Origin of the sequence: Bacillus swezeyi (genome assembly GCF_030908325.1) — a bacterium.
GTDB classification, from domain to species: Bacteria; Bacillota; Bacilli; order Bacillales; family Bacillaceae; genus Bacillus; species Bacillus swezeyi.
The window spans coordinates 1,258,461-1,283,486 of the sequence record NZ_CP133085.1; the positions used below are offsets into that span (position 1 = coordinate 1,258,461).

General features: G+C 43.1%; 23 protein-coding genes and 1 pseudogene. 12 read left to right on the forward strand and 12 right to left on the reverse strand.

Going from position 1 to position 25,026, the window contains the following annotated elements:
- The first annotated feature begins 71 nt into the window (after nucleotides 1-71).
- Nucleotides 72-1,328 carry a M48 family metallopeptidase gene (locus tag RBH91_RS06030; protein ID WP_307893812.1) on the forward strand — a complete coding sequence of 419 codons (1,257 nt, stop codon included), beginning with the start codon at nucleotides 72-74 and terminating at the stop codon, nucleotides 1,326-1,328.
- A 58-nt stretch (nucleotides 1,329-1,386) separates the two neighbouring features.
- Here RBH91_RS06030 and RBH91_RS06035 read toward each other — a convergent pair whose 3' ends face one another.
- Nucleotides 1,387-2,526: a S8 family peptidase gene (locus RBH91_RS06035; RefSeq protein ID WP_076761713.1), complete on the reverse strand. Its 1,140-nt coding sequence runs from the start codon at nucleotides 2,524-2,526 to the stop codon at nucleotides 1,387-1,389.
- A 458-nt stretch (nucleotides 2,527-2,984) separates the two neighbouring features.
- On the opposite strand from RBH91_RS06035, the gene RBH91_RS06040 reads away from it, so the two are divergent.
- The 3 genes from RBH91_RS06040 to RBH91_RS06050 all read left to right on the forward strand — a co-directional run bounded on the left by RBH91_RS06040 (nucleotide 2,985) and on the right by RBH91_RS06050 (nucleotide 6,087).
- Nucleotides 2,985-3,962 (forward strand): ABC transporter substrate-binding protein, encoded by a 978-nt coding sequence (locus RBH91_RS06040; protein ID WP_307893813.1) that lies wholly within the window; start codon nucleotides 2,985-2,987, stop codon nucleotides 3,960-3,962.
- A gap of 104 nt (nucleotides 3,963-4,066) precedes the next feature.
- Nucleotides 4,067-5,065 (forward strand): FecCD family ABC transporter permease, encoded by a 999-nt coding sequence (locus RBH91_RS06045; protein WP_307893814.1) that lies wholly within the window; start codon nucleotides 4,067-4,069, stop codon nucleotides 5,063-5,065.
- Complete coding sequence (locus RBH91_RS06050) at nucleotides 5,062-6,087, forward strand: FecCD family ABC transporter permease (protein ID WP_307893815.1); 1,026 nt, start codon at nucleotides 5,062-5,064, stop codon at nucleotides 6,085-6,087. The genes RBH91_RS06045 and RBH91_RS06050 overlap by 4 nt, the downstream gene beginning before the upstream one ends.
- Nucleotides 6,088-6,119: 32 nt before the next feature.
- Here the strand turns inward: RBH91_RS06050 and RBH91_RS06055 are convergent, their stop codons facing one another.
- The 7 genes and pseudogenes from RBH91_RS06055 to RBH91_RS06080 form a co-directional block, all read right to left on the reverse strand.
- Nucleotides 6,120-6,692 (reverse strand): histidine phosphatase family protein, encoded by a 573-nt coding sequence (locus RBH91_RS06055; RefSeq protein ID WP_307893816.1) that lies wholly within the window; start codon nucleotides 6,690-6,692, stop codon nucleotides 6,120-6,122.
- Nucleotides 6,693-6,801: 109 nt separating this feature from the next.
- Nucleotides 6,802-7,893: an acetyl-CoA C-acyltransferase gene (locus RBH91_RS06060; RefSeq protein ID WP_307893817.1), complete on the reverse strand. Its 1,092-nt coding sequence runs from the start codon at nucleotides 7,891-7,893 to the stop codon at nucleotides 6,802-6,804.
- Nucleotides 7,890-9,326 carry an AMP-binding protein gene (locus tag RBH91_RS06065; RefSeq protein ID WP_307893818.1) on the reverse strand — a complete coding sequence of 479 codons (1,437 nt, stop codon included), beginning with the start codon at nucleotides 9,324-9,326 and terminating at the stop codon, nucleotides 7,890-7,892. Before RBH91_RS06065 ends, RBH91_RS06060 begins: the two co-directional genes overlap by 4 nt.
- A gap of 17 nt (nucleotides 9,327-9,343) precedes the next feature.
- Nucleotides 9,344-9,889 carry a biotin transporter BioY gene (locus RBH91_RS06070; RefSeq protein ID WP_076761720.1) on the reverse strand — a complete coding sequence of 182 codons (546 nt, stop codon included), beginning with the start codon at nucleotides 9,887-9,889 and terminating at the stop codon, nucleotides 9,344-9,346.
- Nucleotides 9,890-10,036: 147 nt separating this feature from the next.
- Complete coding sequence (locus tag RBH91_RS22630) at nucleotides 10,037-10,543, reverse strand: methyl-accepting chemotaxis protein (RefSeq protein ID WP_404802495.1); 507 nt, start codon at nucleotides 10,541-10,543, stop codon at nucleotides 10,037-10,039.
- 252 nt (nucleotides 10,544-10,795) lie between these two features.
- Nucleotides 10,796-11,329: pseudogene (locus tag RBH91_RS22635) on the reverse strand (protoglobin family protein); the annotation flags it as partial.
- Between the two features lie 103 nt (nucleotides 11,330-11,432).
- Nucleotides 11,433-12,962, reverse strand: coding sequence for an FAD-dependent oxidoreductase (locus RBH91_RS06080; RefSeq protein WP_307893820.1), 1,530 nt, complete (start codon nucleotides 12,960-12,962; stop codon nucleotides 11,433-11,435).
- Nucleotides 12,963-13,094: 132 nt separating this feature from the next.
- On the opposite strand from RBH91_RS06080, the gene RBH91_RS06085 reads away from it, so the two are divergent.
- Complete coding sequence (locus tag RBH91_RS06085; RefSeq protein ID WP_076761722.1) at nucleotides 13,095-13,952, forward strand: SDR family oxidoreductase; 858 nt, start codon at nucleotides 13,095-13,097, stop codon at nucleotides 13,950-13,952.
- Nucleotides 13,953-14,021: 69 nt separating this feature from the next.
- Here the strand turns inward: RBH91_RS06085 and RBH91_RS06090 are convergent, their stop codons facing one another.
- Nucleotides 14,022-14,255 carry an IDEAL domain-containing protein gene (locus tag RBH91_RS06090; protein ID WP_076761723.1) on the reverse strand — a complete coding sequence of 78 codons (234 nt, stop codon included), beginning with the start codon at nucleotides 14,253-14,255 and terminating at the stop codon, nucleotides 14,022-14,024.
- A 276-nt stretch (nucleotides 14,256-14,531) separates the two neighbouring features.
- Here RBH91_RS06090 and RBH91_RS06095 point away from each other — a divergent pair, with 276 nt between their 5' ends.
- Nucleotides 14,532-15,110: a competence protein ComK gene (locus tag RBH91_RS06095; RefSeq protein ID WP_307893821.1), complete on the forward strand. Its 579-nt coding sequence runs from the start codon at nucleotides 14,532-14,534 to the stop codon at nucleotides 15,108-15,110.
- Here RBH91_RS06095 and RBH91_RS06100 read toward each other — a convergent pair whose 3' ends face one another.
- Nucleotides 15,111-15,470: a YhjD family protein gene (locus RBH91_RS06100; protein ID WP_307893822.1), complete on the reverse strand. Its 360-nt coding sequence runs from the start codon at nucleotides 15,468-15,470 to the stop codon at nucleotides 15,111-15,113. It abuts the gene before it with no gap.
- Between the two features lie 209 nt (nucleotides 15,471-15,679).
- On the opposite strand from RBH91_RS06100, the gene RBH91_RS06105 reads away from it, so the two are divergent.
- Together RBH91_RS06105 and lepB are read left to right on the forward strand one after the other, a co-directional pair.
- Nucleotides 15,680-16,291 (forward strand): TVP38/TMEM64 family protein, encoded by a 612-nt coding sequence (locus RBH91_RS06105; protein WP_307893823.1) that lies wholly within the window; start codon nucleotides 15,680-15,682, stop codon nucleotides 16,289-16,291.
- Between the two features lie 12 nt (nucleotides 16,292-16,303).
- The gene (lepB, locus tag RBH91_RS06110) at nucleotides 16,304-16,819 is read left to right on the forward strand and encodes a signal peptidase I (protein WP_076761727.1); all 516 of its coding nucleotides are present in this window, start codon (nucleotides 16,304-16,306) and stop codon (nucleotides 16,817-16,819) included.
- Between the two features lie 461 nt (nucleotides 16,820-17,280).
- Here lepB and RBH91_RS06115 read toward each other — a convergent pair whose 3' ends face one another.
- Nucleotides 17,281-19,059: a S8 family peptidase gene (locus tag RBH91_RS06115; RefSeq protein WP_404802479.1), complete on the reverse strand. Its 1,779-nt coding sequence runs from the start codon at nucleotides 19,057-19,059 to the stop codon at nucleotides 17,281-17,283.
- A 571-nt stretch (nucleotides 19,060-19,630) separates the two neighbouring features.
- Between RBH91_RS06115 and RBH91_RS06120 the strand changes: the two genes are divergently transcribed.
- From RBH91_RS06120 to RBH91_RS06130, 3 genes are all read left to right on the forward strand, one after another.
- Nucleotides 19,631-20,590, forward strand: a complete 960-nt coding sequence (locus tag RBH91_RS06120; protein WP_307893824.1) for a 2-hydroxyacid dehydrogenase — start codon at nucleotides 19,631-19,633, stop codon at nucleotides 20,588-20,590.
- A gap of 113 nt (nucleotides 20,591-20,703) precedes the next feature.
- The gene (locus RBH91_RS06125; RefSeq protein ID WP_307893825.1) at nucleotides 20,704-21,087 is read left to right on the forward strand and encodes a cupin domain-containing protein; all 384 of its coding nucleotides are present in this window, start codon (nucleotides 20,704-20,706) and stop codon (nucleotides 21,085-21,087) included.
- Between the two features lie 400 nt (nucleotides 21,088-21,487).
- Nucleotides 21,488-22,729 carry an MFS transporter gene (locus tag RBH91_RS06130; RefSeq protein WP_076761731.1) on the forward strand — a complete coding sequence of 414 codons (1,242 nt, stop codon included), beginning with the start codon at nucleotides 21,488-21,490 and terminating at the stop codon, nucleotides 22,727-22,729.
- A gap of 44 nt (nucleotides 22,730-22,773) precedes the next feature.
- On the opposite strand, the gene RBH91_RS06135 is transcribed toward RBH91_RS06130, so the two are convergent.
- Nucleotides 22,774-24,387 (reverse strand): PucR family transcriptional regulator, encoded by a 1,614-nt coding sequence (locus tag RBH91_RS06135; protein WP_307893826.1) that lies wholly within the window; start codon nucleotides 24,385-24,387, stop codon nucleotides 22,774-22,776.
- A 265-nt stretch (nucleotides 24,388-24,652) separates the two neighbouring features.
- Between RBH91_RS06135 and RBH91_RS06140 the strand changes: the two genes are divergently transcribed.
- Complete coding sequence (locus tag RBH91_RS06140; protein WP_307894681.1) at nucleotides 24,653-24,940, forward strand: hypothetical protein; 288 nt, start codon at nucleotides 24,653-24,655, stop codon at nucleotides 24,938-24,940.
- Nucleotides 24,941-25,026 lie beyond the last annotated feature (86 nt).

Genomic DNA, 25,026 nt, shown 5'->3' on the forward strand with positions numbered 1-25,026 from the left:
GCTTGGTTCTAACTTTGCGATAAAAAGCTTACAATAGAAGAAACGGCTTTTGTGAGAGGAAGTGATTCGTCATGCGGAAGTGGATTGTAGGCGCCGGTCTGCTTTATGTTCTGTATGGTCTTTTTTTCTATTGGTATCTCTTTCTGACCGGCGATTCCTCTGTTCCTGAGGGGCTGAAAGGGACAAGCGCAGACCCGGCGACATTTATGAATCAACGGGAACTCATGCTGACTGAAGAATATTCGAAAATCAAAGATTTTCTGTTTTTTGTCCGGATTCCGTTTGAATGGTTTTTGTTTTTTATTCTTTTGATTGCAGGTTTATCCAAGAAGATGAAGCATTGGGCGGAGCAGACTTCAAAGCGAAGGTTCATTCAGATTGCGGTTTATGTTTTCAGCTTATTTTTGATTGTGACGGCCGCTTCATTGCCGCTTGACTGGATCAGCTACCAATTCTCGTTAGAGTACGGGATTTCAACCCAGACGACTGCCAGCTGGATCAAAGATCAGGTGATTGACTTTTGGATCAGTTTTCCACTAACGGCAGGGGTAGTCATGGTGTTTTACTGGCTGATCAAAAGGCATGAAAAACGGTGGTGGTTCTATGCATGGTGCTTGACCGTTCCGTTTACGCTCTTTTTGTTTTTTCTCCAGCCAGTTGTCATCGACCCTTTGTATAATGATTTTTACCCGCTGAAAAATAAAGATTTGGAGCAGCACATTCTGAAGCTGGCCGATCAGGCGGACATACCGGCAAATCATGTCTATGAAGTGAACATGTCTGAAAAAACGAACGCATTAAATGCTTATGTGACAGGGATCGGTGCCAATAAAAGGATCGTTTTGTGGGATACGACGCTGAACAAGCTTGATGGGTCTGAAATTTTGTTTATTATGGCGCATGAAATGGGCCACTATGTGATGAAGCATGTCTACATAGGGCTCGGCGGGTATTTGCTTTTGTCTCTCGCCGGTTTGTATGTGATCGGCAAAATATATAAATGGATGATCAGCCGCTATGGAAGTAGGCTTCATATTGCAGGCAAATCTGATCTGGCCGCACTTCCGCTTTTACTGGTCGTCCTCGGTGTGATTTCCTTTGCTGTTTCTCCTTTTACAAACGCAGTATCAAGACATCAGGAAAAAGCGGCTGACCAGTATGCCATCGAATTGACGGAAAACAAAGAGGCTGCTGTTACTACCTTTCAGGAGCTGTCGAAAGCGGGGCTGAGCGAGGCGAATCCGCCATTCCTAGTCAAAATTTTTAAATACGGACACCCGACGATTATGGAGCGCATTCAAAATGTTGAAAAAGCATCAAATGAATAAAGAAAAAGCCAATGTCTTTAGACACTAGCTTTTTCTATACAGTTTTTGTTAAAATATGTTACTGAGCGGCAGCTTCGGTATTGATCAGCCCATTGCCATAGTAGAAGGAGCTTCCCAAATAAGTCGCTGTGCTTGAGAGGCGGTTGCGAACTTGTGAAGCTGAAAGCGTTGGGTATTTTGACAAGACCAAAGCTGCTGCTCCTGCAACATGAGGAGAAGCCATTGAAGTTCCGTTCAGTGTTGCATAAGTGTTGGCAGGGTATGTGCTGTACACTGCTGAACCCGGAGCCATGACCTCAAGCTCTGCTCCCACACTTGAGAATGAAGCTCTGTTGCTGTTAGAATCTACCGCACCGACAGCAATGACAGAGTCGTATTTGGCCGGATAGCCGATTGTATTAGCGCTCCCTGATGATCCGCTGTTCCCCGCTGCTGCCACAACGACAACCCCGCTTGAATATGCTCTATCCACCGCCTGTTTCAGTGCAGTCGAGCCGGATGATCCGCCGAGGCTCATGTTGATGACATCCATTCCATTTGCCGTAGCCCACTCGATTCCGCTAACGATGGCGCTGTATGTTCCGCTGCCGCTCGAATTTAGCACTTTGATGGCGTAGAGGGAAACATTTGGCGCAACACCTAAAACGCCAGTTGTATTATCAAGCGCAGCTACCGTACCTGCCACATGCGTACCGTGTCCGTTCCCGTCGTTATAAGGGTTGGAATCACCGGATACAAAGCTTGCTCCGCCGACGACATTTAAGTCTGAATGAGAGGATTGGATCCCGGTATCGATGACACCGACTTTTACATTAGCTCCTTTATAGCCTTGGGCTTGTACTTTGTCAGCTTTGATGAGCGAGATGCCGTAAGGGACAGTTTGTGCCAGTGCATGTGCGACGTGATCCTCTTCTACATACGCGACGCTCGGATCATTTTTTACTTCTTTCAGCGCTTCTTTATCGAGCTTCACTTTTGCTGCGTTGATGATTTTAAACTGCTTTTCGACCTTTCCGCCGCTCTCTTTGATGACGTCCTTTTTGACGGAAGCTGTTTTCATTGAGGATTTAAATCCGACAATATAATCCTTTTCTACATTTTTCGCAGACTGGGCAGCAGAAGCCGAATCGCTGAAAGCCATTGTGAAAACAAGCAGAAGGGCCGTCAGCACACTAAGCCATAAACTCTTTTTTCTCATCGTTGCTCACTCTCCTCTTATTTTATTCAGAATAATTAAAATAGAAGGATAATATACTCTATTCAAATTATTCTGTTAATTCATTATAGAGAAAAAATGAATTATTTGGAAGACCTATTTTTTTGAAGAAGCCCTTGCGATTTTCTAGTTATAAATAACGATTTTAGAAAAATAAACAACACCAAAAGTAGGTGTTTTCGCTGTTTTTTTCGTATGAAAGATGTCCCGTTGCTCAACGGGGACAAGAGTTTATTTTATTCCTTTATTTTATGAAAATACTATTTATTCATTTTATAAAATAATATTTTTAAAATGTGTACATGGCAGAGGCTGCCGAAAAGTGCAGTGTTAAAGGAGAAGGAAATCACTATTTTTATAAAAATGATAATGATTATCATTGTCATGATCCCGCTGTGTTGCTATAATGTTATCGTCTATTAAGAAAAAAGGAGATACATATGAAGCTCAGATACTTTACTACGATTCTATCTTTGATCCTGCTTATGTTTGTTTTGTCGGCGTGCTCCGGACAAAAAGAGAGTGCCGAAAATCAGGATACTGTGACGGTAAAACATGACCTTGGCGAAACGAAAGTGCCAAAAAACCCGAAAAAGGTTGTCGTTCTTGAACTTGGTTTTATTGACGCGCTGGTGGACACAGGCATTAAACCTGTCGGTGTCGCGGATGACGGGAAGCCTAAGTTTATTAATGAAAAAGTGAGAGAAGAAATAAAAGGCTATACTTCGGTCGGCACCCGCGCCCAGCCAAGCCTTGAAAAGATCGCCGCTTTAAAACCCGATTTAATTATCGCCGATTCAAGCAGACACAGCGGTGTGTATGATAAACTGTCAAAAATCGCGCCGACGATTGCTTTGCAAAATTTAAATGCCGATTATCAGGATACGCTTGACGCTTCCGCAACGATTGCAAAAGCGGTCGGCAAAGAAAGCGAAATGGAGAAAAAACTGGCTGAGCATAACGAAAAACTGACATCTCTGCAAGACAAGTTTTCTGATCAAAAGCAAAGCATTCTCCTAATCGGAAATACAAATGAAGAGATCACCGTCCGTGACGAGAACTTTTTCACGTCTCAGCTGTTAACGAAAATCGGCTACACATACGGTGTGGGGGACAGCCAAAAAAGCGAAGCTGCAAACGGTGAGTCCGTCAATATTAAAATGACGATCGAACAGCTCCTTGAAAAAGATCCGGATGTCATTATATTGATGACAGGAGAAAAAGATAAATTGGATAAAGATGGTAAAAGGGAGATTGAAAAAGATCCGCTTTGGCAGAAGCTCAACGCTGTGAAGAATCATAAAGTATATGAGGTTGATCGATTTGCGTGGTCGCTCCGCCGCAGCGTGAACGGGGCAAATGCCGTAATTGACGAAATCGATCAAGATATTCTGCCCGCTGCCGAAAAGAATTCATAAAAAGACAGATGTTCCATCACTGCCGGTGTTTTCTTCAGGCAGACCAACGCATGCTTTTTTCGGAAAGCATGCGCTTGTTTTTTCTCAGGAGGTGATCCGCTTTTATGAAAAAAAAGCTCTTGATCAGGGGCGTTTTTTTGGTTCTTTTCATTGTGAGTTTGATGCTGTCGATATCTATCGGTTCATCCAATATCGCGTTTTCTGATATATGGGCGGCCGTTTTTTCATATGATGGGTCAAAATTGCATTCTATCATTCAGTCTATTAGAATACCGCGCGCTTTGGAAGCCGCTTTGATCGGGGCCAATCTCGGAGCGGCGGGGGCGCTTATGCAGGCGGTGACGAGAAACCCGCTTGCATCGCCGAGTGTTTTTGGCATTAATGCAGGCGCTTCGGCGGCTGTTGTGTTCCTGTTGGTGATGTTTCCGGCTGCCGTCAGTCTCCAGCTGACGATGGGCGCCGCTTTTGCCGGAGGATCCGCCGCCGCCCTGATTGTTTATATGATCGCATCGGTTTTAAGCGAGCATCATCGCGATATCAGTTTTGCATTAATCGGTGTCGTTATCCAAGCGATCCTTGCATCAGTGACACAAATGCTGCTGATTTTTAATGAAGAGTCGACGGAGACGATCCTGTTTTGGCTTTCCGGCTCTTTAGCCGGGAGTTCATGGGACAAGCTGGTTTTTTTGATTCCGGTCAGCGCCGCCGGTTTAGTGACTGCTTTTGCTTTAGGAAAAGCGGCTTCCGTCCTCAGCCTTGGTGATGATATTTCTCAAAGCTTGGGACAAAAAGTCTGGATCAGCCGGATATTCATAGCCATCACTGTCGTCGCGCTTGCGGGGGCATCTGTGGCGGCCGCCGGTCCGATTGGTTTTATCGGTTTGATGGTTCCTCATATGATTCGTTATATCATGGGGGCGGACTACCGAACGGTGATTCCGTATTCGGCGATGCTAGGCGCGGTTCTGCTCCTTCTGGCCGATATCGCATCACGATTTGTTTATTTTCCTTATCAAACACCGGTCGGCGTTGTCACAGCAGTGCTCGGAACACCCTTTTTTATTTACTTGGCGAGAAGACGAAAAGAGGGGGCCGCGTCTTGAACAAACTTACAGACCAAACAAAACAACATGTTGGAAAAACAGCGGCCGTCCTGCTCGTGCTGTCCGCTTTTCTGCTGCTGCTTGTTTTAGTCAATTTAGCGATCGGCGATGAGAAAATCCCGCTTTTAGACGTGATTAAATCTTTGACAGGACAAGGAGATCCCGGGGTGCGGTTTATGGTGATGGAATTTAGGATGCCGAGGATCATCTTGGCCGTGCTGGCCGGAGCCGCTTTGGCAATTGCGGGGGTTATTGCCCAGTCTCTGATGAGAAATCCGCTTGCCGCGCCGGACACGCTCGGCATTACAGGGGGAGCAGGGCTCGGGGCGGTGATTGTCACCGTGCTGTTTTCACAACAAAGTCCGCTCCTGTTGACAGGCGCTGCTTTTTCAGGCAGCATTCTGGCGGCTGTTCTCGTTTATTCATTGGCTTATCGAAATGGAATATCCGCAGTGCGGCTCGCGTTAGTCGGAATCGCCGTCAATGCTTTCTGTCATTCGGGCATCCAGCTGTTGATTTCAAGAGCCAGTCCGAATGTGAACAGCGCTCTAATTTGGCTGAATGGAAGTTTATGGGGAAGAAGCTGGGATGATGTGCTGTCCCTTTTCATTTGGTGCTGTCTGCTCATTCCGCCCGTTTGGCTTGCGGCAAAGTCGCTTGACATCATCAAATCGGGTGACAGTATTGCCGTCAGTCTTGGCATCAGCCTGGAAAAGACCAGGTTTTTGCTGCTTGCGGCAGCTGTTACGCTGACAGCGGCCGCCGTTACCGCTGTGGGTACAATCGGTTTTATCGGGCTGATGGCGCCGCATATCGCGAGAAAGCTGGCAGGTTTCGACTCACGCCTCCTGATCCCTGTCTCAGGCTTGATCGGAGGCATCATCCTGCTCTTGGCGGATGCAGTCGGAAGAGGGTTGATGCCTCCGCTTGAAATTCCGGCGGGGCTGATTGCCGCCGTTATCGGAGGACCTTATTTTATCTATTTGCTGCGGCGTGAGGCAAAACAGGGCAGAACGAAATAACCGGACGGATTTGAACCGTCCGGTTTGTTATGTTAGTCAGACAAATGGTCTGACCGGTTATAGTCATTTACAAGCCATTTGTTTTCTTGAAAGCTGATGTTGCTTAGGCAGGCATTGACGAGTTTCGTGTTTTCAAGATTGATGTTTCCGTTTGAAATCTTTGACAGCAGGGTGTGAATGGCGGCTCCGTGTGCAACGACGAGCACCTTTTGATCGGGGTACTTGTCACTGACCTTTTGAATACCCGTCATTAGACGTTCAGCCAACGCTTCTTTTGATTCTTGATTCGGATAGTTTTTATCGGGGTACAGCTTCATTCTTTCTGCAAATGGCATTCCTTCTGCGTCTCCGTAATTGCGTTCGATGAAATCCTCCATTTCGACGATTTCCAGCCCCAAATATTGATTGATGATCTCCGCCGTTTCCCGGGCTCTTTTTAAAGGGCTTGTAATGATAACGTCCCAATCTGCATCTTTTAAAAATTCTCCGGTTTCTTTCGCCTGTCTTTTTCCGGTTTCATTTAAAGGGATATCTGTTCTTCCCTGGAGTTTTCCTAAAGCATTCCAGTCGGTTTCTCCGTGCCGGATTAAGCAAATCGCAGTCATTTTGAAAAAATCTCCTTTCGAACAACGAGTGCACGTTTTTTGGTGATAAGGCCATTATACTAAATTTAAAAACGAGAACTCACGAATAATGACTGACATGATCAAAAATTCAAACGGCGGTTTCAAATAATACGGCTGTTCCGATCCCGCCTCCGCTGCCGATCGCGGCAATGACATACTTCAGATCGTCTCGTCGTACGGCCTCAAAAAATAAACGGGTCACCAAAATGGCTCCTGAAGCGCCGTAAGGGTGTCCGAGCGTGAGAGCTCCGCCCCTGACATTCAGTTTATGATAGGGAATCCCAAGTTCTTGGGCACAGGCCGCGATTTTTACGGCGAATGCTTCATTGATTTCAAACAGATCGATATCCTGAACGGAAAGGCCCCTTTTCTTTAACAGCTTTTCAATGGCGGGTACAGGTGAAATTTGCGGGAAGTTTGGATTAACCCCGCTGACTTCGCTGTCAACAAATCGCAGAACAGGTTTTAAGCCGAGAGACTTCGCTCTTTGTTCGTCCATGATGACGACGGCGCTTGCACCGTCGTGAATCCCGCAGCTGTTGGCTGCTGTCACGGTGCCATGTTTCTTGAAAGCGGGCTGAGCCCTTGAAACGATTTTATCCATCCGCCGCTTGCGGGTCATGCTTTCATCAACCGCTAAACCTTGAAATGGCAGTATTTCATCTTCATAACAACCATCTTCAAATGCACGTAAGCTTCTTTCATAGCTTAACAGTGCATAATCATCCTGCATGTTGCGGGTGATGTGATAGACTTCCGCCGTCAGCTCTGCTGCAGCCCCCATCTCCGGGTCGCCCCATTCATCAGGAGAAAACCGCGCTCTTTGCGGGAAAGGGGAGAGGCTCGCGCTTTCCGTTCCTCCGGCGATATAACAGCTTCCTGCGCCGGCCTGCACGAAATAGCAGGCCGTGCGGATGGCTTCAAGGCCTGCGCTGCATTGACGGTCAATCGTCATTCCTGAAACCGAAGCAGGAAGACCGGCAGATAGGGCTGATAGACGGGCGATATTGCCCCCCGGCCCTACGACGTTCCCGAGAATGACCTCGTTCAAGTTTCCGTTCAGCGGTTTCTCAAGGTATTTAATGAGAGCTGCGGCCAATTCGTGCGGCTCTGCTGTTTTCAAAAATCCGTTTTGTCTGCCGATGACCGTTCGTTTGGCGGCTGTGATAACAGCTCTCATTTCATCAGCTCCTTCAGCTGTTTTTTCAGGAGGTGGCGGGCGATTTTTCCGCCGGCAGTATGCGGGATTTGTTCGAAGCAATACCATGCTCTCGGTACTTTGTAAGGAGCCATCCGCCGTTTGCAGAACGATTTAAGCTCTTTAACCGTGGCTTTGCCCTTATAGACGGCGGCCGCTTTTTCTCCCCAATAATCATCAGCGATGCCGATGACCGCTGCTTCTTCTACCTCCGGGTGTGAGCTGAGAACACCTTCGATCTCTTCAGGGAAAATATTGATGCCTCCGTAGACGATCATGCTGTTTTCTCTTCCGGTTACATACAGGTAGCCTTCATCATCCATCCAGCCCATGTCATCAACCGTGATCCATCCGTTTTCATCAAGAGGGGGAAGCGGGGCTTGTTTCTGCAAATATCCTGAAAACACCATCGGGCTTTTCACGTAAATTTTGCCGATCTCACCGGCTTTGACGGCTTCCCCTGAGCTTGAGCGGATGGCCACGTCCACGTTTTGAAAGGGGCGTCCGACAGAATCGGGCTTCGTTTCAAAATCACGGGGGGTGGAAACGGAGACAAAGCTTAATTCCGATGTACCGTAGAAGTCATATAAAGAGAGCTGCGGATATGCCTTTTGGAATGCATTTTTTGCCTCCCTGCTCCAATTGGCGCCGGAAGAAATGACTTTGAGCCGTTTATCGATCCGCCTCTTCTCTGATCTCACGGCTTCGGTCATTGTCGGCACTGTATATATCGTTGTGACAGGCGAGCGGGCGATTGTTTTTTCAAGCTTAAGCGGCGAAAATTTTTTCATGAGATCTACTGTTCCGCCGAGATATAATGTGTTCATCGCTCCGTATAAAAAATGTGAAAAGAAAAGGGAGCCTGGAATGACAGCCCTGTCCGCTCCCGATAATTGAAAGTCCCTGCTGCTGATGCGGAAGCTCTCAATCCAGGAACGGTGCGATCTGATGAATGCTTTGGGCGTTCCTGTAGAACCGGAAGTAAAGCCGATGTAAAACGGCTCTTCATCATGGATGTCAGGTTCCGAAGCATATGGTGCAGTTTTAATGTCCTCCAGACATTCGTCCAAAAGCAGTGCATCTTCACCATCAGGAAACGGCCGTTCTGAAATGATCAATCCGGGTTTACAAACGGAAAGCCTTTCCCTGCATTCAGACAGGCTCCATCGCGGATCAAATGGAACAGCCGTCCACCCGGCCATTGCCGCACCGGCGAACAGCTGCAAAAAAGGAAGGCCGTTCGAAAGCAGACATGCGATTCTCTTATTGTCCTGTTGTCTGCCGTTTAGCCAGCTTGCCGTCCGGCAGACGAGCTGATGCCAGCTCCTGTAATTGATCGATTCTGCCTCGAATTGGATGGCGGTTTTTTCAGGATGATGTTGAGCGTGGTAATGATAGGTTTCGGTAATTGGCACTTTGCGATTCCTCCATACTAATTTCCAGCATCGCGGATTTGTAATGCTTTTCTTAATTTTAGCACGAGATAAGCTGCGGCTGCGGACTTTAGCAAATCCCCGGGAACATAGACCAAGCTATACCTCAGCGCCGTTATAAAATCAATTTGCATCAAAAAAGCCTGAACAGGAATCCCGATCGCGTATATGAATAAAATGCCAAATAAAAGATGAATGAAAAAAATATTCCGGAAACGTAAAATGGAAAGTCTGCCGACGGCAAGAGCGATGCAAAACGCCGCGGCAGGGTAGGCGAGCAAAAAGCCCGCGCTTGGACTTGTGAAAACGCCGATCCCGCCCCTTCCTCCTGAAAGAAGAGGCATGCCGCTGGCGACAAGCAGCAAAAAGACGATCAGGCTGAGCCCCGCGTTTTTTGGTTTGTTTATTCCTCCTGCAAGCATAACGCCCAATGTCTGCAATGTAATCGGCACGGGTGTAAAGGGCAGAACGATCGGCGGAAAAAACCCGAGGACTGCGATGATTGCTGTACTTAGAGAAATGAATGTCATATCTTTTACATGCATAATAGACTACGATCCTTTCAAATGTATTAATAGAATCAAAGTATCATTGAGTCTTTTGTAATGTCAACTAATTTTTAAATGACGTTTACAAAAAGAGTCCGAAAAAAATGCACAGATCATCCGTGACCTGTGCATGTTTGTTGCAGCTTATTTTTTTGTCAGTTCAACAAGGGAATCGACTGAAGATGCGACTTGCAATACGGCTCCATTTACTTCTTCGAGGCCGCTTAAAAAGGATTGCAGATCACCTTCGATTCTGCCGCTTTGATGTTTGCTTGTTTTCATATTGCTGACAATATCATCGAATAAGTGGTTGATATCTGACATTTTGCGCTTGCTTTCTTTCACAAGCTGGTTCACATCTGTAATATGTCTAGTGACAATGCTGATTTGTGCGTTTGTGTTATTGACCAGCTCTGATACGGCTGAGACGGTTTTTTTCGTGTCGTCGGAAAGCTTTCTGACCTCATTGGCGACGACCGCAAATCCTTTGCCGTGCTCCCCGGCTCTTGCCGATTCGATCGAAGCATTGAGCGAAAGCAAATTTGTCTGCTCGGCAATGCCTGTTACAATTCCAAAAATCTTTTCGATTTGCTGTGCGATGTTTTCGAGTTTTTTGATTTCATGTTCAATCTCGGTCATGCTGCTTCCCATTTGATTGAGCTGCTGTTCCTGCTCCTCAAGCTCCTTTTTGCCGCCGATCGATTTTTCTTCGACTGAGCCAGCCGTCTTTGTTCCCGCTCTTGACGTTTCGGCGATTTCTGAAGATTTATCCACCAATTCCTGCACCGCACCCGTCGTTTCGGCAAATAAAGCGGCTAAAGAGCCGGAGGTATCTTTGATTTGCCTGTGAAGCTCATTTTTTCTTTCTTCTTCGTGCGTGCGGATTCTTGCATGTTCGTCTTCAAAAGCTTCCAGAACGATCTGCTGTTCAATGTTGAGGATTTTCGTCACTGCCTTGACAGATCGTTTATACTCTTTATCGCTTAAGGCGTATTCGAAAATCTTGAGCAGTGATAAAAGAAGATCTTGAAAGGCGCCCAAATACCACTTTGGAAGCAGTCCGATACGAAGATGAACATGGGCGATCCGGACTCTTTTTTCTAAAAATGCTTCGTCGATGACACCGGAAAACATTTCCTGTATATGAATGGTCAATGTCTTTTTTAAACGGTCGACTGAACTGTGATCATGGATAATATCCATCAGCGAGCTTTCATGTTCAAGGTTTTGATAAAATTGGCTGACGATGGACTCGATATGTTCAGTGACCAAAGGCTTCAGCTTGCTCAGCACCCAAAGATCATCATCTGTTAAATCAACTATGGCAAGCTGTTTTTTAAATTCTGAATGGTGTTCAAGCCTGATTCTATTGATTTGTTTATCGTTTTCCCCAGCAAAAAATGACCGTTCTGATTTTCTATCCTTTTTGAATAACACGATCGTATCCCCCTGTAAACGCTAATAAAAAATTGCCGGTTTTATAAAATTTCCAGCATTTATCTTTTTATCGGTTGTTTTTCTTATTATTTAAGTTCACACCTCAGCTTTCAGGATCTTTTAACGGCATGACCGCAGGTCCTTCGATGACCTCGCCGTCAATGGAAAATCTTGAACCATGGCAGGGGCAGTCCCATGTCCGTTCTCCGTCATTCCACTCGACTTCACAGCCCATGTGGGTGCAGGTCGTATCGACCATATGCAGCTTTCCGTTTTCATCACGGTAAGCGCCGGCCCGTTTGCCGCTGACCGTGACAACCGCTCCTTCTCCCTTGACAAGTTCATCCGGCTTCCGTATCGGCTGTTCGAGCTTTCCCTCAGCAAAGTGTTTTGCGACATCCGTATTGTAGGAAATCGCTTTTTTGATGCTTGGATCTGGATGAAAGCGAGAAGGTTTAAAGACTTCTTGATACGGATTATTTTCGTTTGTAATATGATCCGTCATGATTTGAGCGGCGAGCGTGCTTGATGTCATGCCCCATTTTTTAAATCCGGTCGCGACAAGGATCCGCTTCTCTTTCGGATAAATCGGCCCGATATAAGGGATTTTATCAAGGCTGATTAAATCCTGTGTTGACCAGCGATAGGGGATCTCTTCGATGCCGAGCACGCCTTCTGCAAATGATTCAAGCGCTTGATAATGCTCCATTGTATCTTTTCCCTGTCCGGTTTTATGGCTTTCTCCGCCGACAAGAACCATGTTTTCTCCGTCTATCATCACCGAGCGAAGAGAGCGGGAAGGCTGGTCAATGCTTAAATACATGCCGCCGGGGTAGGGTGTTTTCGGTTTGACGGCGAGTACGTATGAGCGGCTCGGCTCAAGCCTTGCAAAGTAAAAGCCCTTTTTGTCATGAAACGGAAAATGCGTACAGCATACGACATAATCGCTGAAGATCTTATACCCGCTTCTTGTCAGCACTTTTGGACGGTCTCCTTCTTCGATCTCCTTGGCGGCTGTGTTTTCAAAGATTTGGCCTCCGGCTTTTTGGACAGTCTCTGCAAGGTGCTTTAAGTAATGAAGCGGATGAAACTGAGCCTGGTTTTTCATCACAAGCCCGGCTTTAATATCGATGGCGACAGGAAGGTCTTTGATGAATTCCCTGTCGATTCCGAGTTTTTGATAAGCCTCATACTCTTTTTTGATCTTTTGGACCGATTTTTCTTCCGTCGTATAGATGCACGCGTCCTGTTCTTCAAAATCGCAGGGGATGTTTTGTTCGAGTACAAGGTTTTTGATGAACGAAAGCGCCTGGAGATTTGCTTCATAATAAATCCTTGCATTTGGCATTCCGATGTGATTGATCAGCTCATCATAAATAAGGTCATGCTGGGCGGTTATTTTGGCCGTCGTATGTCCTGTCGTTCCGTTCAGGATGCTGTCCGCATCGATCAAGAGGACGCTGTATCCTTTTTGTGTCAGCATATAAGCTGTCGTCAATCCGGTCATACCGCCCCCGATAATCGCGACATCTGTCTTCACGTCTTCCTTTAGTTCCGGAAATGAAGGAAGATTCGTACTGTCTCTCCAAAACGATTCAGGTGAATTCGGCAGTTTTTGTTCATTGTTTGCCACAAAGTTCCCTCCAAAGTTGGTTTTGTTCTTAAATTTTCCATTTGTGAAATATTCATACACCGGAAAAGGCTCGTCATAAAAAACGTTATGTTTCATAAAATAATAAGGTTTAATCGTGAAGGAGGAATTGTTTTGAGCAAGCAACAGAAAAAAGTACTGCCTCCACAGCACCAGACCCAGCAGCCCGGTCTGGAATATTTGATGGATCCCCGCCCTGTTTTCGACAGGCCGAAATTGGAGAAAAAGCTGGCGGGGAAAACGGCGATTATTACGGGAGGAGACAGCGGAATCGGCCGGGCGGTGGCCGTTTTGTTTGCAAAGGAAGGCGCAAACGTGGTCATCGTTTATTTAAATGAGCACCGTGATGCAGAGGAGACAAAAGGATATGTGGAAAGAGAGGGGGTCCGGTGCTTGCTGATTGCCGGAGATATCGGGGACGAGGCTTTTTGCAATGAGGTGGTCAGCCGGACGAAGGAAGCATTTCCGAGCATCGATATTTTGGTCAATAATGCGGCTGAACAGCATCCGCAAAAAGGAATCGAAAAGATCACGAGCCACCAGCTGATCAGGACGTTTCAAACCAACATTTTTGCAATGTTTTATTTAACAAAAGCCGTCCTGCCTCATCTGAAAAAAGGCAGCTCGATTATCAATACGACGTCCATTACCGCATATGCCGGGAATGAAAGGCTGATCGATTATTCGTCGACAAAAGGAGCGATTACATCATTTACGCGTTCGCTTGCATTGTCGCTCGTTGATCAGGGCATCCGCGTCAACGGAGTGGCTCCTGGGCCGATTTGGACGCCTCTTATCCCTTCGACATTTACGGAGAGAGAAGTCGAGGTATTCGGTTCAACAACGCCGATGGGGCGTCCGGGGCAGCCGGTTGAAGTAGCGCCGAGCTACCTGTTTCTGGCCAGTGAAGATTCATCTTACATGACCGGCCAAGTGCTTCATGTCAATGGCGGGACGATCATTAATGGTTAAAAAGGCCGGGGCTCTATGCACTTGACCTTTTACCGCACATAAAAAAGCCAATCCTGTCGGGATTGGCCGTTATGCGTGCAATTTCATCGCAGTATATTCTGTTGAAAGCTCAAGGAAAGATTGTTTATCTCCTTTGTCTAATGCTTCATTGATCTTGTCACTCAGCATGTTCAAACGCCGTTTAAACAACGATTCATCAAGGACCATTTGAATGTAGATATCCATGATGGTTACATCAAGTTCTTTTACCTTTTGGGTGTTGCGGGACTTCATGAGCTCAGCGTACGACTTTTTCTCTTTCATAAAGATTCCCCCTGATGCCTTTTTTATAGTATATGGATTACGCACCAAAAAATCAATAAGTATTTATAATTTTTAGATAATTATTCAAAGAAGCTTGTTTATGAGAGTGAAAGTTTGTATATTTGGACAAAAAAACGCAATTTTGCCCGGATAAAAAATAAAAATGGAATTTTAAAAACATATTTTCAAATTAATTGGAAAAAATCCTGTCGTTTTGTAAAGGATAATGTTAGATTAATAGTATAAATTTACTAAATGGCTAGGAGGATCATGAAGATGAGTACAGAGGATATGACAAAGGATTCTTATGAAGTAAACAGTTCGACAATGGCCGTTCTGCCTCTGGGAGAGGGTGAAAAGCCCGCTTCAAAAATTCTTGAAACCGAAAGGACATTCCGGGTCAATATGAGGCCTTTTCAAATCATAGAAAGAAGCTGCCGCTATTTCGGTTCAAGCTATGCCGGAAGAAAAGCGGGCACATATGAAGTGATTAAAGTTTCCCATAAACCGCCGATTATGGTCGATCATTCAACCAATATTTTTCTTTTTCCCACATTCTCCTCAACGAGGCCTCAGTGCGGGTGGCTTTCCCATGCACATGTTCACGAATTTTGCGCGGCAAAATATGACAATACATTCGTCACTTTTGTAAATGGGGAAACATTAGAGCTGCCTGTATCCATCACATCTTTCGAAAATCAGGTTTACCGCACGGCGTGGCTGAGAACCAAATTTCTTGATCGGATCGAAGGCAGCGCCATGCAAAAGAAACAGGAATTTATGCTGTATCCGAAAGAAGACCGGAACCAGCTGATATATGAATTCATCCTCAGAGAGCTGAAAAAACGCTACTGATCAGGCTTTCGCCGCGAATAAATAGTGCTCTAAAAGGGCGGCGACCTGGTTGCGGATGCGGGGATTAAAGTAATTGTGCTCTTCTTCGTATCCTTCATATATAAAGGAATACATCGTAAACGCTTCGTCCCGGGACACTTCATGAACTTTGACTTTTCGTCTCCGTAAATCGTTTTTTACGTTGTATAAATCGCGCTGGGCAAGCTTCAACGCCTGCTCAATCAGGCGGAGATAAGGGTCTTTCAGCTTAAACGGACCTTGCTGGATGTTGCCGAGATCTTTATTTAAAATGCTGATGGTCATCGGAAGGTAAATAGCCTTTTCAATCGTGTCCCTGACATCTGAGGGAATTCTTGTCATGGCTTTTCTCCTCTTTTCTTTTCAGTGGTAAGGAACATTTGTTCTATTTGTATTTTACACGATAGGCCGTTCTTTTATCAAGAACCGGGAAAAAATGACTAAAAAGATCAGGTTGATTCAGACTAAGACAGAAACATCCGGAGACGGATGATTTAAAGTTTTTGCTTGAACGTGTAGAATAGAAGTAGACAACCGCCTGAGGAGAATAAATGTTGGAGCAATTATTCAGTTATTTTACAGAAGAGAATTTAACAGACTTTTTTCAGAGCTATCGGGCTTTTGGTCCTTTTGCAGCCATACTGCTGCCGTTCATTGAAGCACTGCTCCCATTTTTGCCGCTGATCGTGTTTGTGATCGCCAATGTGAATTCGTTCGGTTTGTGGCAGGGATTCATTTTCACTTGGATCGGAGCATCTGCGGGCTCGATAGCCGTCTTCCTTTTTATCCGCCATTTTGGCCAGCAAAAAGCTCTGGGGTTTATACGGAGGCATCAATCTGTGAAAAAGCTGATGATCTGGGTCGAAAAACGAGGCTTTGGTCCTTTGTTTCTGCTGCTTTGTTTTCCATTCACACCTTCTGCGGCAGTGAATGTTGTGGCAGGCCTTTCAAGAATCAGCCTACTGCCTTTTACACTTGCGGTGCTTTGCGGAAAGTTCGTCATGATTTTTATAGTAAGCTTTATCGGACATGACCTGATGGCGCTCTTCACACAGCCTTTAAGAACAGCCGGGGTCATTATCGTCATTTTGATTTTATGGTACGCCGGAAAACGGGTTGAACACCGTCTGAACGTGAAATTCAGCCAGAGAGAGAATGACTAGGGGGACATAGAAGTGAAAAAGCGTTTTTGGGTCATAGCCGGAGTACTTTTAATCATCATTGGAATTCAGGTGAAAAACGCCGTTTTTATTGAATATAAAGTGGAAGGAGTCAGCATGAATCCAACCTTTCAGGAGGGCAATGAGCTTTTGATCAATCGGTTCGCCCATCATTTTAAGACGATCGGCAGATTTGATATCGTGCTGTTTAAAGGGCCTGAAAAGGATATATTCATTAAACGGGTCATCGGACTTCCGGGTGAAACCCTCAGATATGAAGATGATCAGCTTTATATTGATGAAAAAAAAGTCAAAGAGCCTTATTTGGATGATTTAAAATCCGTGACAGCAGGGGGAGATCTGACCGGGGATTTTACATTGAAAGAAGTGACGGGGGAGGAGAAAGTTCCCGAAAATCACTATTTTGTCCTTGGAGATAACAGAATCCACAGCTTTGACAGCCGCCATTTCGGCTTTGTGTCGGATCAGGACATTGTCGGAATTGTGACGGAAAGAATCGATAAGAAGTGAGCAGGCGGCTCAAAAAGGGGAGGAAATGTCCACCCCTTTTTACAACCGTCCATCATTTCCAAGGGACTGCCTTGGGGCAAACACCCCAATAAGACGACTGAACAAAAGGCAGGAAGCTGGAAATAAAATTGAAAGCAAATGGCTGTAGGCAGAAAAAGCGGCTGGTTGATGTGAAAAAAGAAAAAGGCCATAAATCAAATAGTGGCGATGATATTTCGATCAGGCATAGCCTTCGTTGATTTAAAAGCTCCCTCAAAGGAATAAACTCCACATTGATAAATTAATCAAAATGGAATTGCTATTTTTAGATAAAAAGGTGAAATAGAGCCTTATTGTATAAAACGTTGATACATCATTCAGCATGGCAAACCCACCCCGCCGCCAAATCAGGCAAATAGAGAAGCCGAAAATATGAATAAAACTTTTAAACAACATAACTTCAAGGCTTGCTTTCGTTTATCTTACTTCAATTTAATGGCATTCAGCCTTTTTTGCAGCTTCTTTTTTGCGGCCGATGCTTTCAGCTTGTCCACCGCCGATTGCGCGGCCGATTTCGTCTTTTTCGTTTTTCTTTTTTCGGCTGTTTTCACTTTTGCTTTTGCTGTCTCAACCTTTTTTTGATAAGCCAGGGCAGCTTTCTTTTTTACGGTGTTCAGTCTTTTTTGCAGTTTCATTTGATCTTTCCCTGCAAGGAGCTCATTTATTGCTTTTTGCGCTTTGCCGATATTTGCGTCACTCGCTGTCTTTTCAGCTTTTGAGACGGCCTGCTGTGCGCTTTTGAGAAGGCTTGACCGGACTGAATGGATCCGTTTTTGCAGTTTTGTTTTAAAAGAACCTTTGTAGAGCTCATTGACCGCTTTTTGGGCGGCGTCCGCATTGGCTTTCTTTTTCTGTTTTTCAGCGAGCTTTACTTTGCTTTCGGCCGTTTTTTTGAGCTGTTCTTTCACAAGGGCGAGCCTTTTTTTCAAAGCGGTTTTATCGGTGTCTGCAGGGAGCGGATCGATTGCTTTTTGCGCCGCATCAATGTCGGCTTTTTTCTTGCTTTTTTCAGCCTTCCCGACGGCTTTTTGCGCTTTTTCAAATGCCGCTTGCGCCGCTGTATCTTTAAAGCGGACCAGACCGTAGCCGAACAGCGAATCGCGCCCGGACGCGCCCAAATCGCGGGCATAAAACTGCATTTTTCTGCGCAGCTCGGTATTTGTACTGGCGGGATCCAGCTGTTTTAATAAAGCGAACATGCCGGTTACGTGCGGAACAGCCTGGGAAGTCCCGCTGCCGATCGTATATCCGCGGTGCAAAGATGTGCTGATGATTGAAGTGCCTGGAGCGGCGAACTCGATGGCGCCGCCTGTGTTGGAAAACGAAGCGAGCCGATTTTTTTCATTTGTTGCTGAAACGGCAATCACGCTGCTGTAGGCGGCCGGATAATGAACGGGCTTTCCGTTTCCGTCATTTCCGCTTGCAGCTACGAGAATTAGCCCTTTTTTGTACGCTTTATCTGCAGCATCGTGCAGTATTTGGCTGTCGCCGGATACGACAAGGCTCATATTGATGATGTCGATCCCGTGCCGGATCGACCAATCGATTCCTTTTAAAATGCTTTTCAGATCGCCTGAGCCGTTCTGGTCAAGCACTTTCACCGCATACAACTGCGAATCGGGCGCAATTCCGTCGATCCCATAGCCGTTATGCTTTGCACCGATAATTCCAGCAACATGTGTTCCATGGCCGTTGTCATCGTGGTATGACGAGGTATAGCTCACCATTGAGGCTCCACCGGCAATCGACAGTTCCTCATGCGGCGCAATTCCGCTGTCTATGACCGCGATTTTTACACGTTTTCCGGTCAAACCTTTATTCCAGGCAAGAGCGGCTTGAATCAACTTTACATTCCACAGTGTAAATGAGCCAGTGCTTTGCTCTGATCCGCTTGAAACTGCTTTTAATGGGGCAATTCCGGCAACCTTGACCGCAGCATTGTTTTCAACATACAGCACATCAGGGTCATGTTCTAAATCGCGCACCGTTTTTTCATCCGCGGTGACGGCGGCTGCGTGAAGCTGCTGATAAATGTGTTCAACGGATTCCGCTTGTTCCATGACCGCTTTTTTTCCGCTTTGATTTTTATAGACGACAATAACCTCTTTTTCTTGCTCATTGCTCTCTGCTTGTAGAGGTGAAACGGTGGAAAAACTAAAAAATAACATGGCGGAAACGGCGGCCAGTCCAAATTTTTTCATCGGCTTTCCTCCTTTTTGCGCGGCGTTTGCTATATATATCGGAGAATTTTTTGTTTTTCAAAGAGAAATAAAGCCGGTCTTAAGGCGCTCGTCGTGCACCTCAGTTCTCAAAACGTTAAGAACACTGTTATACCAACGTTTGTGCCCTTCCCATTTATTTAGGAAGTGCTTTTTTAATAAATTGGGTACGAAAATGGGTAATCCTAATATCTGTAAAAATATTTGTTTTAAAAAAGAATCATCTTTTTTACCTGTCATTTAATTATTCATTTTGAACAGCTTTTAAGCGATGTTCAAATTTCTGATAAGCGGATAAATCAACTACATTTGGTGTATTTACATAGGCCAGCGTTGTTTTTGTATCAGAATGCGTTAAGTCACGTGAGATTTCTTCTATTGAAACCCCACCTTCATAAGCTATTGTTCATTAAATTTATTTTAATTTTTTGAATGGATTGACAGAATATATGAAATGGGCTATTGTAAAAATAAATTTGTGAAGAATTTCACAAACTAAAATAAAAGCTACAGGTGGTAAATGATTAAAAAATCACGGGGAGGAATGGATTAAATGTTAGTTAAATTATTAGAACCATTAAATGTTTCAGATTCGCTCATTGAGAAATTAGCAGAACCCATCAAACAGCAAGGCCATGAATTTGTTTACTACAATGAGAAAACAACGGATTCGGCAGAATTGGCAAAACGTAGTGAAGGTGCAGATGTTATTATGATTGCGAATAATCCTTATCCTTCAGAAGCAATTGATCAAAATGATAACTTAAAATTAATCAATGTTGCTTTTACAGGTGTCGATCATATAGGGTTTGCTCAGGCTAAGAACCAGGATATTATGATATGTAATGCGGCTGGATATGCGAACCAAGCAGTTGCAGAATTAACAATTGGTTTAGTATTAGATTTATATCGCCGTATCGCTCGTGGGGATAAAGAAATTCGTGCTGATAATTATCCTGGGGCATTCCAAGGTAGTGAAATTAAGGGAAAAACAGTTGGTTTGATTGGTACAGGTAAAATTGGTATGATGACTGCTCACTTGTTTAAAGCATTTGGTGCAAAATTGGTAGCTTCAGACCAATCTCGAAAAAATCCAGAAGCTACAGATTTGGGCATCGAGTACATGGAATTAGATGAATTATTAATACAATCCGATATTGTGTCATTACATGTACCATTACTACCAAGTACAAAAGGTTTGATTTCCAAAGAAAAATTAGAGCTAATGAAAGAATCAGCCATTTTAATCAACTGTGCACGAGGTCCAATTATTGATAATGACGCATTGGCTGATGCATTAAATGAGGGAAGAATTGCTGGAGCTGGTATTGACGTGTTTGATATGGAGCCTCCTATTCCAAGAGACTATAAACTATTACATGCCAAAAATGTTATTTTAACACCACATGTAGGTTTCTTTACGGATGAGGCAATGGAATTGCGTGCTGAAATTGCATTCAATAATACCATTGCATTCCTGGAAGGTAGACCTCAGAATATTATTCAAAGATAATATAGAGGAGCTTTTCTTACAGATCAGATAAGTGTTTTGCTTGTAAAATAATATGTGAATAATTGAACAATAGCGATGTGGCATTTTGGAAAATGAAGCGAGGAGAAAATACAATGACACTGAAAGAAGTAACAAGAGAAGATTTAAAAAATCGTATTTTCCATTGGCCAGACATTCAGGAGTTTAGAGAAGAAGAAGCAACAAAACATATTTTCTATGAAACACCTAATACTGTGGGAGCTGTATGGTGTATGCGCCCGGGACAAACTTTGCCAATCCATTCGCATGAGAATGCTGACGATATATGGATTGTCATCGAAGGAACAGCAGATTTTTATCCTGAATGTGGCGAAACGGTTCCGATTCAAGCTGGTGATGTCGTTGTTGCACGCGCAGGGGAAAAGCATGGAATGACAAATAAATCCGATAAAAATTTCGTTATGATTGGAATAGCGGGTCCGACACCCATTGGTTTCATTCCGCATAAGCATGATTAATCTAAATACAGCAGGCGTTAGGTTCTTAGTCTATAAGGACACGCGCAAACCTTGTTATAGATAGAATAGGCCCGATAACTCTAGAGTTATTAGGGCTTATTTCTTGTTTGTCTGAAGATTTATTTTGCAAAATAGTGTTTGCTCATGGAAGTAACAATGAGAGAGGGGAAAAGGCGTTACTATTATTACTTTTATGGAAATGAGAGAGCTGGGAAAAATAAGATTAGCTTCTATCGATGAATCATTCCATCGATATTTTTAAGCAGACACCTTTTGTCTAAAATGTATAATGTTACTTTTGTTTTTGTTGAAAGTGAACAATGTTATTGACTGGCTTATAACCTACAATTTAATTAAATAAAAAATATAATTGAATAATAAAAAGGGAGCGTGTCATACCGTGGAAAAAACAATTAAACATGACCCCAATTATTACAAAAAGATCATTATTGCATTGTGTTTAGGATGGGTAGCTATTTGGATTTATCGTACAATACTTACGCCAATATATCCACAGATTCAAGAATCATTAGGAAATATTAGTGACACACAAATGGGGTTGGTTGCTTCTATTTATTTCTTTGCATATACGGGTATGCAAATTCCGTCTGGAGCACTTGTTGATAAATTTGGACAAAAAAAGGTGTTAATTCCTGCATTTATCGTTTTTGCGCTAGCTGCATTTGTAATTGGCACAAGTTCAACTATCATGCAAGTCTACATTGGATCGTTATTGGCTGGTATTTCGACTGGTTCATATTATGGTGCAGCCTTTTCCTTATCAGCTAAACATACGCCAAAAGATAAAAAAAGCTTTTCCAATGCGATTATAAATAGTGGTTCAGCATTAGGGATGGTAATTGGACTAATCGGATCATCGGTTTTAGTAGGCGGTTTTGAAATTCAATGGAATTATATGCTTTTTATAACAGCTATCGTTATCGTAGCTGTAACATTTGTGTTTGTGTTGTTTATTAAACAAGATAAAACATCAGATAAGGAAGTGGCTGAAGAGAAGAAAGCCGCCGTACAAAGCACAGATATTCAAAATGAAAGCTTATTTTCTCCAAGACAATTAGTTGTATATTTTGTATATTTTGCAACATGCTATGGCTATTATATGATAGTAACTTGGTTACCATCCTTCCTTGTAGCGGAAAAAGGATTTGCTCAAGGTTCAGTAGGATATGTAGCTGCACTAGTTGCGGTCACTGCAGTACCTGGTGCTTTGATATTTACTAAATATATAGACAAAAATGCACATTTGCGTCTGCGTTTAATTTTATTTCTATTAATTGCTGCAGCAGTAACAATTAGTTTGACAGTATTTGCACCAAATCCTGCAGTACTGTATATTGCGTTAATTTTATATGGCTTATTAGGTAAACTTGCGATTGATCCAGTGTTAATAACCTATGTATCTGATTCCGTATCAGGAGATAGAGTTGCTAGAGCATTAACTCTATTTAACTTCTTTGGAATGAGTTCATCTGTTATTGCTCCAACACTTACTGGTTATATTGGTGATGTAACTGGCTCGCAAGTATTAGCATTCTATATTGCAACCATCCTTCTTGCAGCAGCAGCGTTGCTATTTTTCCTTGTGGTTATGTTAAGACAGAATAAAACAGTAGCTAACTAACTAAATAAATAAAAAAGAAAACTTCCAGTGGTTCTCCTTTTGATTTACAATGATATTTTCTCTGAAGCAAATAATGCCAATCGAATGCTCAGTGATGTATCAGGAGACTCTACAGATTGACCTAATATTTCTTCGCATTTTTTAATACGATATTTCACAGTATTACGGTGAATAAAAATATCTTCTGAGGTCTTTGTAAGATCACATTGGTTTGCCATATAAACATTTAATGTAAATCTTAGTTCTTTTTCCTTCATTGTTTGGGGATAGGCTAAAGGACCGAGTGTATAAATGATAAATGGCTTTAACTTATTCGTTGGAATGAGTTGTAATAATTCTTCTACGCTTTTGGATTTGTAGGGCTCTATAAATTCCATTTCGCCTTGTTCATATTTATTATCATAAGCCTCATTCGCTTCGAAAAAAGACAGTGGTAATTGTGAAAGCTCGGAGACCTCATTACCAATGCCAAATGAAAGGGAGCTATTAAAAAATAGCTGATACTCTTTTTGGATATATCTGCAGTATTCCGAATAATAATGATGTCTTCTTTGTAAAAGTATCGTAAATCTGCGTTCACCCTGAGACATATATATACTAATGGAAGGGTCAATCGCAGTAAACTTATGCGTTAGCCACTCAAAAGTCATCTGATATCGCTCATTTAAGTAGACGCTATTTTCTACATTCTTTTCTTTGTCAATCCCACAAATAATCACTTGATAGAATTTGGAAGGTTGAATGTGATATTTTTTTAAAAGGTCGGTGTGTTGTGTTAGTGAAACAAGGTTATCAGGATGTTCGGACATAAGTGATGTGAAAAAATGGTTCACGTCCTGCTGCTCTGCTTCTTTGATTTTACTATTTTTATAAATTGCGAGACTAAGTGTGTTGACTGCTTGTTCTATTGTTAATAAACTAATCGGATAGTTGAGCAAATTAACATTTGAAATCATAAGGTAATACGGAAAATATTTAAATGCAGGAACCTTAAATATAGCATATTCTTCCTGGAAAACACCATTATGATTTGGTTCGATTTGCTCTGAATTTAAATATCTTCTGAAATAATTAAGGTTTTTTTGAACATGTTCTGAGTGTTGATGAAAGTGATGACTCGCTGACTCAACTTGATGAAAAGAATTTAGCAGCATTACAGGAACCTTTATAAGTCTACTTAAACGTTCAATCATCATGTTCAGGCTTAACCCTTGCATAAGCATAGCATTTAACTCTTGTTGGATATCTAATGCGAAGTGTAATTTTTCTGTTTCTTCATCCAAGATAAATGACGATATATGATGAGTAATGGATCCCAAATTCCAACTTTCTGGAATTTCAATAATTGGGAATTTTAATTTGTTTGCAAATGCAATAACCTCATCATCTAATTTTTTTAAAAATCGGGATAGCTTGATACCTAGACCAGCAACTTGTATATCATTTAACTCACTAATAAGACTGATTAGTCCAGATTGATCATACTGATAATTCATTCCTGTTGTTACGATAAGTGAGTATGGTGTTGTAAAATTTTTAATATCAGGCGTTTCTGTAATATCAACCATTTCTACCACTCGTTCCAAATCGCCCTGCTCATTCAGCAATGTTAAATCTGAAAATTGCAGTACAGATAATATTTCTTTTAATGTTGTCATCAAGGCTACCTCCTTATCTTTGTTAGAAAAAGATAAAATAAAAATGAAATATATCAGATGTTACAAGGATAACTTCTCACTCTGATAGTACACTGTTTTTGAAGGTTATTATACGTATAATCCTTTAGTTAAAAATATTAAAGGAGAATCATTATGCTTCAACATGATTCTTCGTTTTTTGAAAAGCGTGGTTATAACAAAGATATCATGTCGAAGATCACTTGAACAAAGAAATTCATCCTCATTTAATTTTTTTACGTTGTGGATGGGAGCAGTGCATAATATTCCGAATTATATAGCTGTTAGTGATTTTTTACAACTGGGATTATCACCGTTTCAAGTAATAGTATCCCTTGTTATAAGTTCCTTCTTAGATAGCCTTATGCCTTGTTGTAAACGGATACACAGGTTCGAAATATGGCGTCCCATTTTTATGCATTTAAGACATACCCATGGTGATATAGGTGCTAACTGCCAGGTGTATTACGTGGTGTTGTGGCTTGGATTTCCTGGTTTTGATTTCAAACATTTGCTGGTTCACAAGCTTTATTGATTCTAATGAATAAGATTTTCCCGTTTTCATGATAGTGGGGTGGGGCTACCATTTTATCCAACCATTAAAAGAGGAGGATGATTTTG

What these genes read in the sequence shown, in the direction of transcription:
- RBH91_RS06055 (WP_307893816.1), bottom strand. Translation starts at nt 6,692, where the DNA reads ATGACTGCGATTTGCTTAATCCGGCACGGAGAAACCGACTGGAATGCT.
- RBH91_RS06140 (WP_307894681.1), top strand. Translation starts at nt 24,653, where the DNA reads ATGGGAGCAGTGCATAATATTCCGAATTATATAGCTGTTAGTGATTTT.
- RBH91_RS22630 (WP_404802495.1), bottom strand. Translation starts at nt 10,543, where the DNA reads ATGGGAAGCAGCATGACCGAGATTGAACATGAAATCAAAAAACTCGAA.
- RBH91_RS06115 (WP_404802479.1), bottom strand. Translation starts at nt 19,059, where the DNA reads ATGAAAAAATTTGGACTGGCCGCCGTTTCCGCCATGTTATTTTTTAGT.
- RBH91_RS06105 (WP_307893823.1), top strand. Translation starts at nt 15,680, where the DNA reads ATGTTGGAGCAATTATTCAGTTATTTTACAGAAGAGAATTTAACAGAC.
- RBH91_RS06040 (WP_307893813.1), top strand. Translation starts at nt 2,985, where the DNA reads ATGAAGCTCAGATACTTTACTACGATTCTATCTTTGATCCTGCTTATG.
- RBH91_RS06095 (WP_307893821.1), top strand. Translation starts at nt 14,532, where the DNA reads ATGAGTACAGAGGATATGACAAAGGATTCTTATGAAGTAAACAGTTCG.
- RBH91_RS06060 (WP_307893817.1), bottom strand. Translation starts at nt 7,893, where the DNA reads ATGAGAGCTGTTATCACAGCCGCCAAACGAACGGTCATCGGCAGACAA.
- RBH91_RS06100 (WP_307893822.1), bottom strand. Translation starts at nt 15,470, where the DNA reads ATGACAAGAATTCCCTCAGATGTCAGGGACACGATTGAAAAGGCTATT.
- RBH91_RS06045 (WP_307893814.1), top strand. Translation starts at nt 4,067, where the DNA reads ATGAAAAAAAAGCTCTTGATCAGGGGCGTTTTTTTGGTTCTTTTCATT.
- RBH91_RS06090 (WP_076761723.1), bottom strand. Translation starts at nt 14,255, where the DNA reads ATGAAAGAGAAAAAGTCGTACGCTGAGCTCATGAAGTCCCGCAACACC.
- RBH91_RS06030 (WP_307893812.1), top strand. Translation starts at nt 72, where the DNA reads ATGCGGAAGTGGATTGTAGGCGCCGGTCTGCTTTATGTTCTGTATGGT.
- RBH91_RS06120 (WP_307893824.1), top strand. Translation starts at nt 19,631, where the DNA reads ATGTTAGTTAAATTATTAGAACCATTAAATGTTTCAGATTCGCTCATT.
- RBH91_RS06035 (WP_076761713.1), bottom strand. Translation starts at nt 2,526, where the DNA reads ATGAGAAAAAAGAGTTTATGGCTTAGTGTGCTGACGGCCCTTCTGCTT.
- RBH91_RS06135 (WP_307893826.1), bottom strand. Translation starts at nt 24,387, where the DNA reads ATGACAACATTAAAAGAAATATTATCTGTACTGCAATTTTCAGATTTA.
- RBH91_RS06070 (WP_076761720.1), bottom strand. Translation starts at nt 9,889, where the DNA reads ATGCATGTAAAAGATATGACATTCATTTCTCTAAGTACAGCAATCATC.
- RBH91_RS06125 (WP_307893825.1), top strand. Translation starts at nt 20,704, where the DNA reads ATGACACTGAAAGAAGTAACAAGAGAAGATTTAAAAAATCGTATTTTC.